Origin of the sequence: Streptomyces himastatinicus ATCC 53653 (genome assembly GCF_000158915.1) — a bacterium.
In the GTDB taxonomy this organism is placed as follows: domain Bacteria; phylum Actinomycetota; class Actinomycetes; order Streptomycetales; family Streptomycetaceae; genus Streptomyces; species Streptomyces himastatinicus.
The window spans coordinates 9896966-9913154 of sequence record NZ_GG657754.1 but is presented as its reverse complement, the minus strand read 5'-3'; the positions used below and the strand labels follow the sequence as shown (position 1 = coordinate 9913154).

The following is a 16189-nucleotide window of genomic DNA, read 5'->3' as shown; positions in this document are numbered from 1 at the left end:
CGCGGCCGGACAGACCGCACTGGAAGCACTGGCCACCGGAGTCCCGGTGGTGGGCTACCGCCCCATCCCGGGCCATGGCCGCGCGGGGGTCCGCCGGATGGCCGCCCTCGGCCTGACGGACCACGCGGCGGACTCATGGGAGCTGCTGCGCCTGCTCGACGCGCTCACCGCGCCCTCGGCGCTGCGGACACGCCGTATCGCCGCGGGCCGACGGCTGTTCGCCACCGACCCCGCCGATGTCGCCGCCCGGCTGGCCGAGATGGTGGCCGACGGCGGTCCGGGCGTCATGACGCCCTTCTCATAACGGAGTGGGTGGACCGCAGCTTCGGCGCGTACGCAGCCGCCGACACATGCGGGTCCACCCTCCCCAAACGCCACTTCCGCCCCCGCTACCGCTGAGGTGGCGGCGCACACGACGGGAGAGCGGCGGTTCAGCTGGTGGCCGCGGCCTCGTACAGGCCACGCCCGGAACGCTTGGCACGGTCCGTCGTACGCAGCCGCTCCAGCGTGTTGCGCACCGAGTTCACGTTGGTGCGCGTCTCGTCGCGGCCCAGGGCGTCGTTGACCTCGGACGCGCGCATCGGACGGCCCGCCTTCTTCAGGGCGCCGAGCACCGACTCGGCGAGCCCGGTGGAGCGCTCGGAGGAGGTGCCCGCCGCCTTGGCCGTCTTCTCGGTGGCCTTGGCGGTGGCCTTCTCGCTCGTCTGGGCGCTCTTCTCGGTGGTCTTGGCCGCCTTGGTGGTGGCCTTCGTGGTGGCCTTGGCGGTGGTCTTGGTGGCGTCCTTGGCGGTGGCCTTGGTGGTGTCCTTGGCCGCCGCCTTCTTGGCGGGCTTCTTCGCGGCGGTCTTCTTGCCCGCGGCCTTGGTGGCGGTCTTCGTGGCCCGGCCGCTGGTGGTGGACTTGGCCTTGCTGCGCTGCCGGCCGATGGCGGCCTTGCGCGTGGCGGCGGGCGTCCGGGTCGCCGGGGCGGCCTCGGCTGCCAGCTTCGGCTCGGCCTCGGTGGCGGCCTCCGTGGCGGTGTTCCCGGCGGCCTTCGCCTCCGCGATGTCACCGTTTCCGGCCTGCGGGAGCGCGGCTCCCGAGAGGGCCTGAAGGCTGCTCAGAGCGGTGCTGACCACCTCCAGCCGCTGGGTGACGGCGTCGAAATCACCCTAGAGGGCCTCCTGTTGCTCTCCAGCTGCGTAAGCTCTGCCTCATGCCTCGATCGTCAAGCCACAACGATGCAGCACTCAGCGCGTTCACCATCACTTCGTCCCCTTTCTGGGCGTCTGCGCCCATCGTTGCTGCGATTATGCCTGCTGTTAGGTGTGTGCGGTGCCCTGTGTGCCACCACGCAAAACAACTCGGACCGCCTTGACGGCTACGGAGCAGCCAACTTTCCATGAAGTCACGTGGCACGAACCCCCTTGTCAGACCGCTCGTGTCATCCGCAGGAGTGGTGGCGCGCGTCGTGATGACGACGCATCAGGCGCGAAAAACACCGCGCGCGCCCCATGCCACCTGGATACCGTGCACACCATGACCGAACCGAAGACCGGCACCCTGAAGGTGCCCGGCGCGACGCTGCATTACGAGGTGCGCGGCACCGGCCCGGTGCTGCTGCTGATCCCGGGCGGGGCCGGTGACGCCGCCGCCTACGACCACGCGGCGCCGGCCCTCGCCGACCGGTACACGGTGGTGTCCTACGATCCGCGCGGCCTCTCGCGCAGTCCGCTCGACGGCCCGCCCGGCGACCAGCGGGTCGACGTGCACAGCGAGGACGCGTTCCTGCTGCTCGACGCGGTGGCACCGGACGGCGAACCGGCATACGTGTTCGGCTGTAGCTCGGGCGCCATCGTCGCGGTGGACCTGCTCGCGCGCCACCCGGAGCGGGTGCGGCTGGCGATCGCGCACGAACCGCCCCTGGTGGAACTGCTGCCCGACGCCGAGACGCAGCGGGCGTTCTTCGCCGAGGTGCGCGCTGCGTACCGCCGCGAGGGGATCGGGGCGGCGGTGGCGGTGATGTCCGCGGGCACCGGCCCGGCGGAGGACGCCGCTGAGGACGCCGCGAAGGACGCCAAGGAGAAGGCCGCCGGGGCGGAGCCCCCGCCGCGTCCGGCCGAGGTGATCGACCGGATGATGGCCAACTTCCCGTTCTTCCTGGAGCACATCCTGTGCCCGTTCACCGGCCACACCCCGGATCTGGAGGCGCTGGAGGCCGTATCGGAGCGGCTGGTCCCGGCGGGCGGCCGGGACTCGCACGGGCTGCTGCTGTACCGTCCGGCGGTGGCGCTCGCCGAGCGGCTGGGCACCGAGGTAGTGGACTTCCCCGGCGGTCACACGGGGCTCAGTGAGCACCCGGCGGAGTTCACCGAGGTGTTGAGGGGGATCCTGCCGCGTCGATGAGGGCGGTGAGCCGGCCGGGGGTCATACTGCCCGGTGCGCGGCGCTCCCGGGCGCAGTCGCCCGCGATCCGTCCCAGCGTCTCGTTGACCGGTGTCGGGATGCCGTGTTCGCGTCCGAGCAGCACGATCTCCCCGTTGAGGTAGTCCGTCTCGATCGTGCCGGTGCCCCGGGTCAGGCTCTGCCACGAGGAGCCGCCGCCGCGCTCCACCCCGTCGGGCGGCCGTATCTCCACCTTTCCGGAGCGGAGCGCGGTCTGTTCGTCGGCGTCCGCGTGGGCGATGCCCGCGGCGTCGAGGACCGCGATCCCCTCCGCCTTCGCCCGTGCGGCGAGGGCCTGGGCCTCGTCTCCGTTGAGCGGCCCGCAGATCGCCTCGACGGCGTTGACGAGGGTGTTGATGAGCTTTGCGTATTTTTCAAGCGTCACAAGGTCCGGTACGACCGGGCGCGAGGAAACACGGACTCCTTCAGGTCCGCGGCCACCCACCCGCCGGATGGTGTCGTCCGCGCCCGACGGATAGCGGCCCAGGCTGAGGATCCCGGTGTACGGGGCGCACGGCGCCGCGACCGCCCCCGGCTCCAGGTAGGTCGAGGGCAGCCAGACGCAGACGCCGTACACCCGGCGGAAGCGCCGCAGCGCCAACCGCTCGTTCTCCACCCCGTTCTGGGCGCAGAGCAGCGGCAGCCGCTCCCCCGCGGTGCCGCCGCCGGTGACCGGGCGCGGCGCCCACGCGTCCAGCGCCGCCGCGCCGTCCTGGGTCTTCACGGCGAGGACGAGCACGTCGTCGGGGCCGAGTTCGACGTCCTCGGGCCCCGTGACGACGGACACCGGGACCTCATGGACGGACTCGGGTTCCGTGAAGCGCAATCCACTGTCGCGCAGCGCCTCGTAGTGCGCGCCGCGCGCCACCAGGACGACGTCATGACCGGCGAGATGGAGCCGGGCGCCGACCGTGCCGCCGACCGCGCCCGCTCCGATGATGATGTAGCGCACCAGGACCCTTTCCCCGTGGGTGGTAGAAACAACGTACCTGCACGGACCTGTTGGAAGAGCCCGAGGTGGAACCATGAAACTGCGCTGTGCCGTGCTCGACGACTTCCAGGACGTGGCCCTGTCCTCGGCCGACTGGTCGGGGGTCGGCGACGCGGTGGACGTGGTGTCGCACCGGCGCCACTTCCCCGACCGGGACGCGCTGGTCGAGGCGATCGGGGACTGCGAGATCGTGGTCATCATGCGGGAGCGCACCCCGTTCCCCGCCGAGCTGTTCGCCCGGCTGCCCCGGCTGAGGCTGCTCATCACCACCGGGATGCGCAACGCGTCCGTCGATCTGGAGGCGGCCGCCCGGCACGGGGTCACCGTGTGCGGCACGGCCAGCTCCTCCGAGCCGCCCGTCGAGCTGACCTGGGCGCTGATCCTCGGTCTTGCCCGCCACCTGGTGCGGGAGAGCACGGCGCTGCGGGACGGCGGGCCGTGGCAGAGCACGGTCGGCATGGATCTGCACGGCCGCCGGCTCGGCCTGCTGGGTCTTGGCAAGATCGGCACCAAGGTGGCGCGGATCGGCCAGGCGTTCGGTATGGACGTGGCCGCCTGGAGCGAGAATCTGACCCCGGAGCGGGCGGCGGCGGAGGGCGTCGGATTCGTCCCCTCCAAGGAGGAGTTGCTGGAGACCAGCGATGTGGTCTCGGTGCATCTGGTGCTCGGCGACCGCACCCGGGGGCTGCTCGGCGCTCCGGAGCTGCGGCGGATGCGCCCCACGGCGTACCTGGTGAACACCTCCCGCGCGGCCATCGTGGATCAGGCGGCGCTCGCGGACGCTCTGCGGGGCGGCTGGATCGCGGGCGCGGGGGTCGATGTGTTCGACGAGGAGCCGCTGGGTCCGGAGCATCCGTTCCGTACGCTGCCGAATCTGCTCGGCACCCCGCATCTGGGCTATGTGACCCGGCGCAATTACGAGGGCTACTACCGCGACGCGGTGGAGGACATCCGCGCCTATCTCGCGGGCGAGCCGGTCCGTGTCCTCACCGCTCCGTAGACCGCTCAGGAGGAGCCCTCGCCGAGGGTGTCCAGGGCCATGACGGCGACATGGAGCCGGGAGCGCTGGGCGCCGGACTCCAGGTTGCCGCCGACCAGTCGCTCGATGGTGTGCAGGCGCTGGTAGAAGGCCTGCCGTGACAGTCCGGCCTGTTTGGCGGCGACCGACTTGTTGCCCGCGGCGTCGAGGTACTGGCGCAGGATGGCCAGCAGGTCGCCGCCGTGCCGTTCGTCGTGCTGCATCAGTCGGCCGAGCTGCCGTTCCACATAGTTCTGGACGCGGACGTCGTCGCGCAGCGTGTACAGCAGCTCCGGCAGCCCGAGGTCGGCGGAGACGTGGAACGGGCGCGGCGGGGTGGCGGGGCCGATGGCGTCCGCGACCTCCTCGGCCTGCCGGAACGACCGCGCCACCTGGTCGAGCGCGGTCACCCCGGGGCCGACCGCGAGGACGGCCTCCTCGCCGAGCGTCTCCTCGGTGACCCGGCCGATGCGCTCCACGACGGGCTGCCACGCGGCGGCGAGCGGCAGGGTGAGCAGGACGCCGGTGCGGTCCGGGGAGAGCCTGCCGACCAGGGCGTGGATCCCGGCGCCGCGCAGGTCGTCGCCGACCCGGCTGTCCAGGTCGGCGCGGTCGGCGGCGTCGGGCCGGTGGCCGATGGCCACGGCGATGAAGAGGTGGCCGACGGTCGGCAGGCCGAGGGCCTCGACCCGGATGCGGGACTCGGTGCGGCTGAGGTGGCTTCCGTGCCGCAGCTCCAGCAGGGCCGACGCGCGGGCCTCCCGGTCCCACTGGGTGTGACCGGTCATCCGGGCCAGGGTGAGGGCGGTCGCGGCGCGCCGGAGGATCAGGGTGTGTTCGGGCCCGGAGGCCGGGCCGGTCTGGTCGGGCAGCGCGACGAGGCGCCCCCAGCGCTGCCCGTCGTGTTCGACGGGGGCCACCAGCCAGCCCTCCGGCCCGCTGGGCGCGGCGTGGTCGGGGGTCGGGGTGGCGCGGGAGCGACGCTGCCACGCCTCCAGGATCGGGCCGCCGGGGCCGCCCGCCGTACAGACGATCATGGCGTGGTGCACCAGGTTCTCCAGCACCACCGACCGTCCCATCAGGTCGGCCGCGACCTGGACCAGCTCTTCCGGCCGGGCGCCGCGCAGCGTCAGGTCGGTGAAGAGTTCATGGACCTGGTGGGAGCGGCGCAGCAGTTCGCCCTGGGCGTCCAGGATCAGTGCGTGGACGGTCTGGGTGACCTCGATGAAGCGGATGCCGTGGGAGAGCACGATCAGCGGGAGGTCGCGGGCCCGGCAAGCGGCCACCAGGTCCGGGGGCACCTGCTGGTACCGGCGGCCCAGCTCCACGACCAGCCCGGCCGCGCCGACGTCGGCGAGCTGGTCGGCGTAGCCGCGCAGCCGGGTGGGGTCGTTGGGCTGGGGCATGCCGGTGGTGAGCACCAGCTCGCCGCCCTCCAGGAACGACGCCGGGTCCAGCAGTTCGGTGACGTGGACCCACCGGACGGGGCGGTTCAGCCGGTCCTCGCCCGCCATGACCCGGGGCAGTCCCGCGGCGATCACGGGCAGCCGCAGAACGTCGGCGAGGGTGAGCAATGCCATCCGGCCCGGTTCCTCCCTGCACTGTGCCCGCCGTGGCGGGCGGATCTCTGGAGCCCCGGCGGCGCGCGGGGAGGCGGGGCGCCGGGACTCCAGGATCTCAGGGTCGCCGGGCAATGAGGTCGGCGACGGTGGCGATCGGCGAGGTACGGGTGCGCCCACCCGCCTCGTGCCGGTCCGCCAGCCGGTAGGCGACGTACAGTCCGCGCACCCCGAGCCAGCGGAACGGCTCCGGCTCCCAGGTGCCCGGGCGGTGTCCGGTCCACGGCAGCCGGGTCAGCCGGGTGTCCCGCTTTATTACCAGGTCGGTGAGGGTGCGGGCGGCGGTGCCGGGCCGGGGCGCGCCGCCGTGGCCGACGTAGCCGCCGGCCCAGCCGACGCCGGTGGCCCGGTCCAGGCCGACGGTGGCCGACCAGTCGCGGGGCACGGCGAGGACCCCGCACCAGGCGTGGTCGACGCGGACGCCGGTGGTCTGGGGCAGCATCCGCTGGAGGGTCTGGGTGAGCTCGCCGATCGTACGGTCGCTGACCCGGCCCGAGTCGTCGGTGCGGGAGCCGAAGCGGTACGGCACACCGCGTCCGCCGATGGCGATCCGGTCGTCCGGGGTGCGCTGGGCGTACATATGGCCGTGTGCGGTGTCGCCGAGGGTCTCCCGGCCCTCCCAGCCGATCTCCTTCCAGATCTCCTCGGGCAGCGGCTCGGTCACGATCATCGAGCTGTTCATCGGCAGCCAGGCCCGCCGCAGCCCCTTGAGGGAGGCGGTGAACCCCTCGGTCGCGCGGAGCACCACGGGCGCGCTGACCGTGCCGTGCGCGGTGAGCGCGCGGCCCGGTTCGATGGCGGTGACGGGTGACTTCTCGTAGATCGTGACGCCGAGCCGCTCCACCGTCTCGGCGAGCCCCCGGACCAGGGCGGCGGGCTGGAGCCGGGCGCAGTGCGGGGTGTACGCGCCGGCGGTGACGCCGTCGATGGCGATGTGCCGGGCGGACTCCTCGGGGGTGAGCAGGGCGGACTCCGGCACGCCCCACTCGTGGTCCTGTTCGATCTTGTGCCGCAGCCGGGTGGCCTGGGCGGGGGTGCGGGCGACGCGCAGGGTGCCGCCCTTGACGATGTCGGCGTCGATGCCCTCGCGCGCGGCGACCGCGATGATCTCGTCCACGGCCTCGTTCATGGCCTGCTGCCAGTCGAGGACGGCGTCACGGCCGCAAGTGCGGGCCAGCCGGTCGCGGGCGCCGGGGATCAGTCCGGAGGCCCAGCCGCCGTTGCGGCCGGAGGCTCCGAAGCCCGCGAATTCGGCTTCCAGGACCATGACCCGCAGGGACGGGTCGGCCTTCTTGAGGTAGTAGGCGGTCCACAGTCCGGTCATTCCGGCGCCCACGACGCACACATCGGCGTCGCGGTCGCCGGGCAGCGCCGGGCGTGGGGCGGGCAGTTCGGCGAACCAGTGGGCGACGCGCCCGTTGACCGGTGCCGTGGTGGCGGACATGGGGTCCTCTCGCGGTGTGGGGGTGGCCGGGGAACCGGGTCAGACGCCGAGCAGACCGGGCAGCTCGGACAGGTCCTTGATCTCCTCGTACGGCTGGAAGGCGGCCGAACCGGGGAAGCCGTACCGGTTGACCCAGATCCGCCGCATGCCCTCGTACCGCTTGGTCGGCATGATGTCGTACTCCCAGCCTTGGGCGGTGTGGATGATGTCCTCCGGGCCGCGGCCGGTGGCCTTCATCAGGTATTCGAAGGCCTGCGGCAGCGGCTTGAACGCCCCCGCCTGCTCGGCGGTGAGGACGTAGTCCCATTCCACGCCCAGCTCGTCGACGGCGTAGGAGATCAGGTCGTCCTCGCTGTTGGAGAGGATGGCGATGTCGTACTCGCCCTTGAGGCGGCGCAGCGCGTCGGGGACCTCGCGGAACGGCTTGAACTTCTTGATGGCCTCGATGAGGGCCTCGCCGTCCTCGTCGCGGTACTTCAGGCCGTGCAGCAGCATGACGTTGTGCAGGGTGCGGCGGACGGTCTCCCGGTACGGGCGGTAGTGGTCCACGACGCCCTGGAATCGCATCACGTACGCGTCGTGGTGGAACTGGTCGGGGTCGACGCCGAGTTCGGCGAGGCGGTCCTTGACGATCTCGTGGGTGGCGGTGCGGGTGTCGAAGTTGATGAGGGTGCGGTAGCAGTCGAAGGAGACGACCTTGCGCATGGAGGGGTCCTTTCAGAAGAGTTCGAGAAAAAGAGGAGGGAGCGCGGTCAGGCGCGGCGGCTGGCTTCCGTCAGGCCCAGGTCCTTCGTTTCGGGGGCGAGCACGATGGAGGCGATGAGGCCGATGATGGTGATGCCCACGCCCATCGCGAGGGTGCCGCGCACACCGAAGTCGGTGGTGAGCATGGGCAGCAGGAAGGTGCTGGAGGCGGAGCCGACCCGGCTCATGGCGGTGGCCACGCCGACGCCGGTGGCGCGCAGGTCGGTGGGGAACAGCTCGCTCGGGTACACGAACTGGAGTCCGCTGCCCGCGGCCTCGAAGAACTGGAACCCGGCGAAGAGGGCGACCACCAGGAACGCGTAGTGCAGCGGCAGCACGATCAGGGCGATGAGGCAGATGTTGATGCAGGCGAAGCTGCCGATGAGCAGGGGCCGCCGGCCGATCCGGTTGACCACGAGCAGCCCGACGGCCGTGCCCGCCACCGCGATCGTGGTGATGAGCGCGCTGGCGCCGAAGGTGCTGCCCACCCCGAACGACTCCAGCATCTGCGGCTGGAAGGACCGTACGGCGAAGGCGGGCGCCACCTGACAGATCCAGAACACCGAACAGAACAGGGCCGGGATCGCATAGCCGCGGCGGAAGATCTCCGCCAGGTTGCCCAGGCCCGAGCCGCCGCGCTTCGATCCGCTCTCGGCGAGCAGTTCCTCGCTGCTGACCTCTTGGTGGAGGTGTTTGCGTACGACCGCCTTGGCCTCCTCCACCCGGCCGCGGGAGGCGAGCCAGCGGGGCGACTCGGGCACCCCGGCCCGGAAGAAGATGAAGATCACGGCGGGGACCGCGCCGGAGGCCAGCATCCAGCGCCAGGCATCGTCGCCGGTGCCCATCAGCAGCCAGCCGGCCCAGAAGCTGACGCCGTAGCCGACCCACCAGGCCAGCACCAGGCCGGACAGGGCGGGCCCGCGTATCTTGCGCGGCACCAGCTCGGTGGTCAGGGCGGACGCGATCGGGTAGTCGGCACCGATCGCGATGCCGATCAGCAGCCTCAGCACCAGCAGCTGCCACGCCTCGGTGACGAAGAACTGGAGGGCCGAGAAGACCACGAAGGTGATCAGGTTGAGCACATACATCAAATGGCGGCCGACGCGGTCCGTGATCGGACCGAAGACCGCGCCTCCGATGAAGACGCCGACCAGGACGGAGGCGGCGATCAGCCCCTCCCACATGGTGTTCAGGGCGAGCGCCGGGGTGATCAGGCTGAGGGCGACGCCCATGATGCCCAGCAGATAGCCGTCACAGAACGGGCCGCCCATGGCGACGGCGACCATCCTGCGGTGAAAGCCGGTGACGGGGGCTTCGTCGAGGCTGTGGACTGTAGCGGTGGATTCTTGCGATGCGTTGGACAAGGACATGCTTGAGACTCCTGGGGACGAGGAGGAGGCGCTGCGGCGCGGGGCGATGCGACACATCGGTGCGGCATCGGGCGTCAAGCATTCGTGCGGGGCGCGGCGGGGGCCGCGGGGTGTGCTGCCGGGAACGGGCAGGTGACGGGATGACGGATGGCCATCACCATGGTTCAGCCGTCCGGTACCGTCAACGGCCATCCTGTTCCATCGCCGGTCCCGTGGTGGACACTGTGTACGCCCGGTCCGCACCGGGGATGCGCAGGACTTTGGCCCCGGGGTGGTGGCGTCGGCCGGGACACAGCGTCCACAACGGCCCGCCGGAGCGGACACTGTGCCCGTTGCCGCGGTGGGCGGGGGCGGTCAGGGTGTGGTCATCCGTTGCGCACCCTTCCTGACCTCGGGAGAACCGTCATGACACTCCGGTGTGAGCCTCCGGGCGGCGTGAGCGAGCCGTCGGGAGGCGGCCGTGGGTGACCGGCTCGTCGTCCTGTACAACGACCATCTGCCGTACAACCGCGAGCGGATCGAGTCGCTGGCGCGGACCGTGTACGCGACCGAGGAGGAGCTGCCCGCGCTGCTCCCCGGTGCGGACACCCTGCTCGCGTGGTGGCCGCTGAGCCCGGCCGTGGCCGCCTCGTGGCCCGACGACCCCGCGAAGGCGCCCCGCTGGGTGCATGTGGCCGCCGCGGGGGTGGATCCGTATCTGTTCCCCGCGCTGACCGGCAACCCGGATGTGGTGCTCACCAACTCGCGCGGCGTGTACGACCAGCCCATCGCCGAATACGTCCTCGGGCTGATCCTGTCCCTCGCCAAGGACTTCCCCGGCATGTGGGACCACCAGCGCGGCCGTCAGTGGCGGCCGCGCGACAGCGAGCGGATCGGCGGCCGCACCGTGCTGGTCTGGGGCACCGGGTCCATCGGCCGGGCCGTGGCGCGGCTGCTGCGCGCGGTCGGCATGCGGGTGAGCGGCGCGGGCCGCACCCCGCGCGACGACGACCCCGACTTCGGCACCGTGCACGGCCCGGCGACCCTGCGCACCGGGCTGGGCGAGGCCGACTACGTGGTGCTGGCCGCCCCGCTCACCCCGGCCACCCGCGGCATGGTGGACGCCTCGGTGCTGGCGGCCATGAAGCCCGGCGCCCGGCTGGTCAACGTGGGACGCGGCCAGCTGGTGGACGAACCGGCCCTGGTCGACGCCCTGTCCGGCGGCAGACTGGCCGGTGCCGCGCTGGACGTGTTCGCCCAGGAGCCGCTGCCCGCCGCCTCCCCGCTGTGGGAGCTGCCGGGAGTCATCGTGTCCCCGCACACCGCGGGTGAGGTGGTCCACTGGCGCCACGACCTGGCCGAGCTGTTCCTGGACAACCTGCTCCGCAGGGCCGAGGGCCGTCCGCTGCGCAATGTGGTCGACAAGGAGCAGGGTTACGTCAGGTAAGTGATGGCCACCGCTCCCGTTTCACCATCCCTCCGGCCGGAAAGCCGCAGGGGACGGGGAAAAACCATCGGCCCGCAGACGGAGGGGAACGTGGCACACACCACACCAGGTCAGGGCACCGGTGCCGAGCGGATCCGGGAGAACACCAGAGGGCAGGGCGCCCCGCCGACCCGGCGGGGCTTGCTCTCGGTGACGGCGGCGGCAGGTCTCGGTCTGCTCGCCGGATGCGGTGAGCAGAAGACCGACTGGGCCAGCCCCTCCAGGAGCCCCACGCCCTCCAAGGAGGGCAAGACCTCCGCAGCGGGCTCGGACAACAAGGCCGGCCGCTCCCCGTCGCCGCAGCCGACGAAGCGACGACCCGAACTCCCCCGCGGCGGCCGCGATCTGTCCCGGTACCGCCTGGTGGGGTACTGCGGACTGCCCGGCGCCGCCGCACTCGGCCGGCTCGGTACCGGTGACCTGAACCAGCGGGTCAAGGAGATCGAGAAGACCGCGCGCGACTACGCCGCCGACCGGGAGCCACTGCCGGTCCTCGAACTGCTCGCGACCGTCACCAACAGCTCCGCGGGATCGGACGGCACCTATCGCACCCGTGTCCCGGACGACACCATCCGCCGTTTCCACGACGCGGCCCGCCGCCATGACGCGATGCTGCTGCTCAATATCCAGCCCGGCCGGGCGTCGGCGCTGGACGAGGTCAAGGCGCTGCGCAAGTGGCTCGTCAAGCCCGATGTGGGCATAGCGCTGGACCCCGAGTGGGACATGGGCCCGGGAGAGGTGCCGGGCGACACCTACGGCCACACCAGCGGACAGGAGCTGACCGACGTGGCCCGCTATCTGTCCGGGGTCGTGGCGGAACACGATCTGCCGGAGAAGCCGCTCGTCTTCCACCAGGTGGCGGTGTCCGTGGTCCGCGACCAGTCCGCGCTGCGCCAGCAGCCCGGCGTCGTCATGATCAAGAGCGCGGACGGCATCGGCTCACCGGGCATGAAGCGGGACACCTGGCGGCAGCTGGTCAAGGACCAGCCGGAGGGTCTGCGCACCGGCTTCAAGCTGTTCTACGAGGAGGACGCCGAGACCAGTCGGCTGATGACCCCGAAGGAGGTGCTGGCCCTGCGGCCGCGCCCGGAGTACGTCATGTTCGAGTGACACGGGTGACACACATGAGGCCGCCCTCGGTCCCGCGGGACCGGGGGCGGCCTCATGACGCCTGACAGCGACACCGTCAGGTGCGTGGCGCGGTGGCCACGCTGACCGGCTCGTGTTCCGCGTGCTCGCCCGCACCGGGCCGGCTGAAGCGCATCAGGACGCAGGCGCCCGCGTACAGCACCGCCACCACGAGCAGCAGGGCCTGGTAGCCGGTGACCAGCGCGAGGTATTCGAGGGTGCCGCCGACCAGCGAGCCGAGCAGGTTGGCGCCGAAGGCCGCCGTGGGGTCGGAGGCCACGGCCAGCCGAAACGGAGAAGATGAGGTTGGCGCAGAAGATGGGGGCGAAGGCCAGCGCGATCGCGGCGGCGAGGCGCCCCGCGAACGGCAGTCCGAGCACCAGATGGGCCGGGATGAGCCAGGAGACGGCCAGGGTCGCGAACAGCAGGAGCTGAAGCGCCAGCTGGTTGAGCTTGCGGATCCGCCGCCGCACCTCGACCGCGGACAGCACGGCCAGCAGCACACCGGCGAAGACCATGGCGTTGACCAGCCAGGTGGTGCCGAAGTACAGCGCGAAGCCGATCACGTTCTTGGTTTCGAGCAGCATGAACGCGGCGCCGAGCAGGAACATGTCCGCGTAACCGAAGGTCCGCCGCAGCCGTACGCCCGTCAGCCGCACCGACGCCAGGGTCACCAGCAGGATCGCGCCCAGCACCCCGAGGTAGAAGGTGGGGATGGTGCGGTGCAGCAGATACGGGAACGGGTGGTCGTCGCTCGCCGCCTTCGGCACCGGCCCGGACGCCTTCCACGTGGCACCGCAGGACTGGGCGGCCGGGGTGGTGCCCGCGACGAGGATCGCGGCCCTCTTGTTGCCGTAGTGGGTGATGCAGGGCGCGTGCCCGAAGACGGAGGTGAGGGTGCCGGCGAAGCGGTCGATGAGCCAGTTCTGCCGGTAGTAGTTGTACATGGCGAACGCGCCGCCGGGGGCCAGATGGCGATGGGCCGCCTCGAACGCCTGCCGGGTGAACAGGTAGCTCTCCAGGCGCAGGTTGCTGGCCCCGGACACCAGGGTCAGGGAGTCCGGCAGCGCGAGCACGATCAGGTCGTAGCGGGCGTCGGTCTGCTCGAGGAAGGCCCGCCCGTCGTTGATGTGGACGTGCACCCGGGGGTCGTCGTACGGCCGGGCCGGGTGCAGGGACGCGCCGATCTCCTGAAGCCTCGGGTCGATCTCCACGGCGTCCACGCGCCGGGCCCCGTGGGCGAGGGCCAGGGCTACGTCGTTGCCGTTGCCCGCGCCGATGACCAGCACCCGCCGGTGGGAGTTGCGCGGGGTCTCGCGGTAGGGCTGGTCGTACGGTGAACCGGGCTTCGTCAGCGCCTTCAGCGGGGCGATGGACTGATGCGGAACACCGTTGGCGGCGATGTTGTAGTCGCGGGCGGCCGAGGTCGACTTCTTGACCTCGATCTTGTAGTACGGCGACCAGGAGATGCCGGTGGCCGCCGACTCCAGCGCCAGCACCGCCACCATCACGGCCAGCGGAATCGCGGACCGGACGATGTTGCGCCGCCCGACCAGCACCAGCATCGCCAGCGCCGCGAGCACACCCCACACCACCGACGGCGCGCGCAGCCAGGACAGCAGCGCGAAGGACACCGAACCGGTGAGGGAGCCGAGCAGGTCGAAGCGGTACGCCTCCAGCGACGGCAGCCGCCGGAACTGGTCGGCCGTCATCTTCCCGATCGCCATCATGATGAGCGCGGTCAGCCCGAACAGCACGGGCAGGGTGACCCACTGCGGCAGACCGGTGGTCTTCACGGCGGTGAAGTAGATGACCTCGCCGCTGCTCTGCCGCACCTGGACGGGAAACTCCCGGACCAGGACGACGAGGACGGCCAGCGGGATGGGCGCCCAGCGGGTGAGCCACTGCCCGCGGCCGGCGGGAAGGAGGAATCCGAGGCCGATTCCGAGGAACGAGCCCAGGAGGATGAAGTTCGAGAAATAGCTCAGATGGACGATATTGGCGCCGGTCCACCGGATCAGCGCCAGCTCGACGAAGAGCATGGTGGCGCTGGCCAGCAGCAGCCTCGCGCGCACGTTTTGCGGTCCAGGGCTGTGCTCCATGTCGGCCCACGCTGTCATCCGAGGCGGGGCAGGTCGAGCACCAGCAGGGCGGTCCGACCGCCCCCGGAGCACATCTCACCTGATGGGCCCAATCGCTCGCGCACGGCTGCGGCGGCGCTGTTGCGGGCCGGGTGTCCGGGGCGAAAATGGATGGTGCTTGTCTCTGTTGTGCGTGTCTTACGGAGAGAAGGTGCACACCATGCCCAGGGGATCGAGCCCGAAGCGGGAGAGACAGTACGAACACATCAAGGACAGTGCGAAGAAGCGCGGCGCGAGCGAGCGCCGGGCCGAGGAGATCGCCGCCCGGACGGTGAACAAGGAGCGCGCCCGCTCCGGGGAGTCCCGGAAGGCGAGCCGCATCTCCACCGAGGACATGTCGCCCTCGCGGCGCGGCGGCAAGCGGTCGCACACCGGGGCGCAGGGCCCCACCCGGGACCAGCTCTACGCCGAGGCCAAGCGCCGCAACATCGAGGGCCGCTCCCAGATGACCAAGTCCCAGCTGAAGAAGGCCCTGGGGAAGTAGCCCGGGGAACACCGGCCCGGGAACACCGATCCGTCAGTGTTCCCGGGCCGTGGGGCGCACCAGGAGATGAGCCCGGCCATGGACTTGCCCTCGTAGACCGGGTCGAGGATCACGCCCTCCAGGCCGCCGGTGAGGCGGATGGCGTCGAGGGTGGAGGCCACCGGGACGCCATAGAGGTCCCCCGCCCAGCCCTCCAGCAGGGTGATCTCCTCGTCGCGCAGCTCCCGGGCCGAGGCCGATCAGCTCGGCGGTGTTCCTCGCGATCTTCGCCACCTGGGCATGGGTCTCGGCCGGTTTCGCGGAGCCGTCGATGCCCAGCACCCGGCGGGGGCGGTCCTGGCCCGCGAAGCCCGCGATCATCCCGGCCTGGGTGGAGCCGGTGACGCTGCACACCACGATGGTGTCGAAGAAGACGCCCAGCTCGCGTTCCTGCCGCTCGACCTCGTACGCCCAGTTGGCGAAGCCCAGCCCGCCCAGCGGATGGCCAGAGGCACCGGCCGGGGTGGGGTACGCGTGCCGCCCGCGGCGCGCACCTGGTCCAGGGCGTGGGTCCAGCTGACCTTGAAGCCGATGCCGAACCCGGCGTCGACCAGCCCGCCGATGCTCACCAGCGTGTCGGCGCCCTGCCGCAGTGCGGGGGCTGGTGCGCCGTGGCGTGTTCACCGTGTTCAGCGTGCAGCCCTACCCCGTCGCCCGACCGGCCTATGCGTGTAGTCCGTTCGGGGTCGGTCGGCGCGCCCGGTCCACGGGTCGCGGCGGACCATCGAAGCCAGTGACCCTGTCCGTCCCACTCCTCCAGGGAAGCCGCGACCATGCCGCTGTACTTCGCCGACTCGTCCGAATCACTGGTTCCGGACGCCCACGCCGGTTTCGCCACCGCCCACGCCGCCCTCGTGGAGCACCATCCCGGCCACGGGTACTTCCGCTCCCGTGTCACCTCGCCCGCGCGCCGGGTCGGGATGGTCTCCGGGGGCGGGTCCGGCCATGAACCGCTGCACGCCGGATTCGTCGGCGCCGGGATGCTGGACGCCGCCTGCCCCGGCCGGATCTTCGCCTCGCCGCACAACCGGCAGATCTTCGAGGCCAGCCGCGCCGTCGCCGGGGACGACGGCGTACTGCATCTGGTCAAGAACTACACCGGTGACCGCATCAACTTCGGCATCGCCGCCGAACGCCTCCACCACGAGGGCATCCGCTGCGAGCGGGTGCTGATCGACGACGACCTCGCCACCGACTCCGACGAGATCGCCGTCGGCCGCCGCGGCACCGGCGCCACCCTGATCGTCGAGAAGATCCTCGGCGCCGCCGCCGACGAGGGACGCGGCCTGGACGACCTCGTCGCGCTCGGCGTCGATCTGACC

At 71.5% G+C, this 16189-nt stretch carries 13 protein-coding genes and 2 pseudogenes; 7 read left to right on the top strand and 8 right to left on the bottom strand.

What is annotated here, in order from left to right; genetic code table 11:
- Positions 1-304 (top strand): annotated as a pseudogene (locus SSOG_RS41930) (MGDG synthase family glycosyltransferase); the annotation flags it as partial.
- A 127-nt stretch (positions 305-431) separates the two neighbouring features.
- On the opposite strand, the gene SSOG_RS41925 reads toward SSOG_RS41930, so the two are convergent.
- Entirely contained in the window at positions 432-1118 is a 687-nt protein-coding gene (locus tag SSOG_RS41925) for a hypothetical protein (protein WP_009720397.1), read from the bottom strand.
- Positions 1119-1518: 400 nt separating this feature from the next.
- Here SSOG_RS41925 and SSOG_RS41920 point away from each other — a divergent pair, with 400 nt between their 5' ends.
- Positions 1519-2385 (top strand): alpha/beta fold hydrolase, encoded by an 867-nt coding sequence (locus SSOG_RS41920; RefSeq protein ID WP_039940026.1) that lies wholly within the window; start codon positions 1519-1521, stop codon positions 2383-2385.
- Here the strand turns inward: SSOG_RS41920 and SSOG_RS41915 are convergent.
- Positions 2348-3376, bottom strand: a complete 1029-nt coding sequence (locus SSOG_RS41915) for a ketopantoate reductase family protein (RefSeq protein ID WP_039940024.1) — start codon at positions 3374-3376, stop codon at positions 2348-2350. The two genes, SSOG_RS41920 and SSOG_RS41915, sit on opposite strands and share 38 nt — an antisense overlap.
- A gap of 73 nt (positions 3377-3449) precedes the next feature.
- Between SSOG_RS41915 and SSOG_RS41910 the strand changes: the two genes are divergently transcribed.
- Complete coding sequence (locus SSOG_RS41910) at positions 3450-4415, top strand: D-2-hydroxyacid dehydrogenase family protein (RefSeq protein WP_009720394.1); 966 nt, start codon at positions 3450-3452, stop codon at positions 4413-4415.
- Between the two features lie 5 nt (positions 4416-4420).
- Here the strand turns inward: SSOG_RS41910 and SSOG_RS41905 are convergent, their stop codons facing one another.
- The 4 genes from SSOG_RS41905 to SSOG_RS41890 form a co-directional block, all read right to left on the bottom strand.
- Positions 4421-6013 (bottom strand): PucR family transcriptional regulator, encoded by a 1593-nt coding sequence (locus SSOG_RS41905; RefSeq protein ID WP_009720393.1) that lies wholly within the window; start codon positions 6011-6013, stop codon positions 4421-4423.
- 97 nt (positions 6014-6110) lie between these two features.
- Positions 6111-7496 carry an NAD(P)/FAD-dependent oxidoreductase gene (locus SSOG_RS41900; protein ID WP_009720392.1) on the bottom strand — a complete coding sequence of 462 codons (1386 nt, stop codon included), beginning with the start codon at positions 7494-7496 and terminating at the stop codon, positions 6111-6113.
- 39 nt (positions 7497-7535) lie between these two features.
- Positions 7536-8201, bottom strand: a complete 666-nt coding sequence (locus SSOG_RS41895; protein ID WP_009720391.1) for an HAD-IA family hydrolase — start codon at positions 8199-8201, stop codon at positions 7536-7538.
- 47 nt (positions 8202-8248) lie between these two features.
- The gene (locus SSOG_RS41890; RefSeq protein ID WP_009720390.1) at positions 8249-9610 is read right to left on the bottom strand and encodes an MFS transporter; all 1362 of its coding nucleotides are present in this window, start codon (positions 9608-9610) and stop codon (positions 8249-8251) included.
- A 460-nt stretch (positions 9611-10070) separates the two neighbouring features.
- On the opposite strand from SSOG_RS41890, the gene SSOG_RS41885 reads away from it, so the two are divergent.
- Both SSOG_RS41885 and SSOG_RS41880 read left to right on the top strand, forming a co-directional pair.
- Positions 10071-11036 carry a D-2-hydroxyacid dehydrogenase gene (locus tag SSOG_RS41885; protein ID WP_009720389.1) on the top strand — a complete coding sequence of 322 codons (966 nt, stop codon included), beginning with the start codon at positions 10071-10073 and terminating at the stop codon, positions 11034-11036.
- A 90-nt stretch (positions 11037-11126) separates the two neighbouring features.
- Positions 11127-12185: a hypothetical protein gene (locus tag SSOG_RS41880; RefSeq protein ID WP_234365317.1), complete on the top strand. Its 1059-nt coding sequence runs from the start codon at positions 11127-11129 to the stop codon at positions 12183-12185.
- Here the strand turns inward: SSOG_RS41880 and SSOG_RS41875 are convergent.
- The gene (locus SSOG_RS41875; protein WP_245606499.1) at positions 12095-14278 is read right to left on the bottom strand and encodes a spermine/spermidine synthase domain-containing protein; all 2184 of its coding nucleotides are present in this window, start codon (positions 14276-14278) and stop codon (positions 12095-12097) included. The two genes, SSOG_RS41880 and SSOG_RS41875, sit on opposite strands and share 91 nt — an antisense overlap.
- 226 nt (positions 14279-14504) lie before the next feature.
- Here SSOG_RS41875 and SSOG_RS41870 point away from each other — a divergent pair, with 226 nt between their 5' ends.
- Complete coding sequence (locus SSOG_RS41870) at positions 14505-14828, top strand: hypothetical protein (RefSeq protein WP_009720386.1); 324 nt, start codon at positions 14505-14507, stop codon at positions 14826-14828.
- Positions 14829-14893: 65 nt separating this feature from the next.
- Here SSOG_RS41870 and SSOG_RS56965 read toward each other — a convergent pair.
- Positions 14894-15421, bottom strand: a pseudogene (locus SSOG_RS56965) (pyridoxal-phosphate dependent enzyme); the annotation flags it as partial.
- Positions 15422-15640: 219 nt separating this feature from the next.
- Here SSOG_RS56965 and SSOG_RS41865 point away from each other — a divergent pair.
- Positions 15641-16189, top strand: a 549-nt coding sequence (locus SSOG_RS41865) for a dihydroxyacetone kinase subunit DhaK (RefSeq protein WP_009720384.1), incomplete at its 3' end; no start/stop codon positions are given.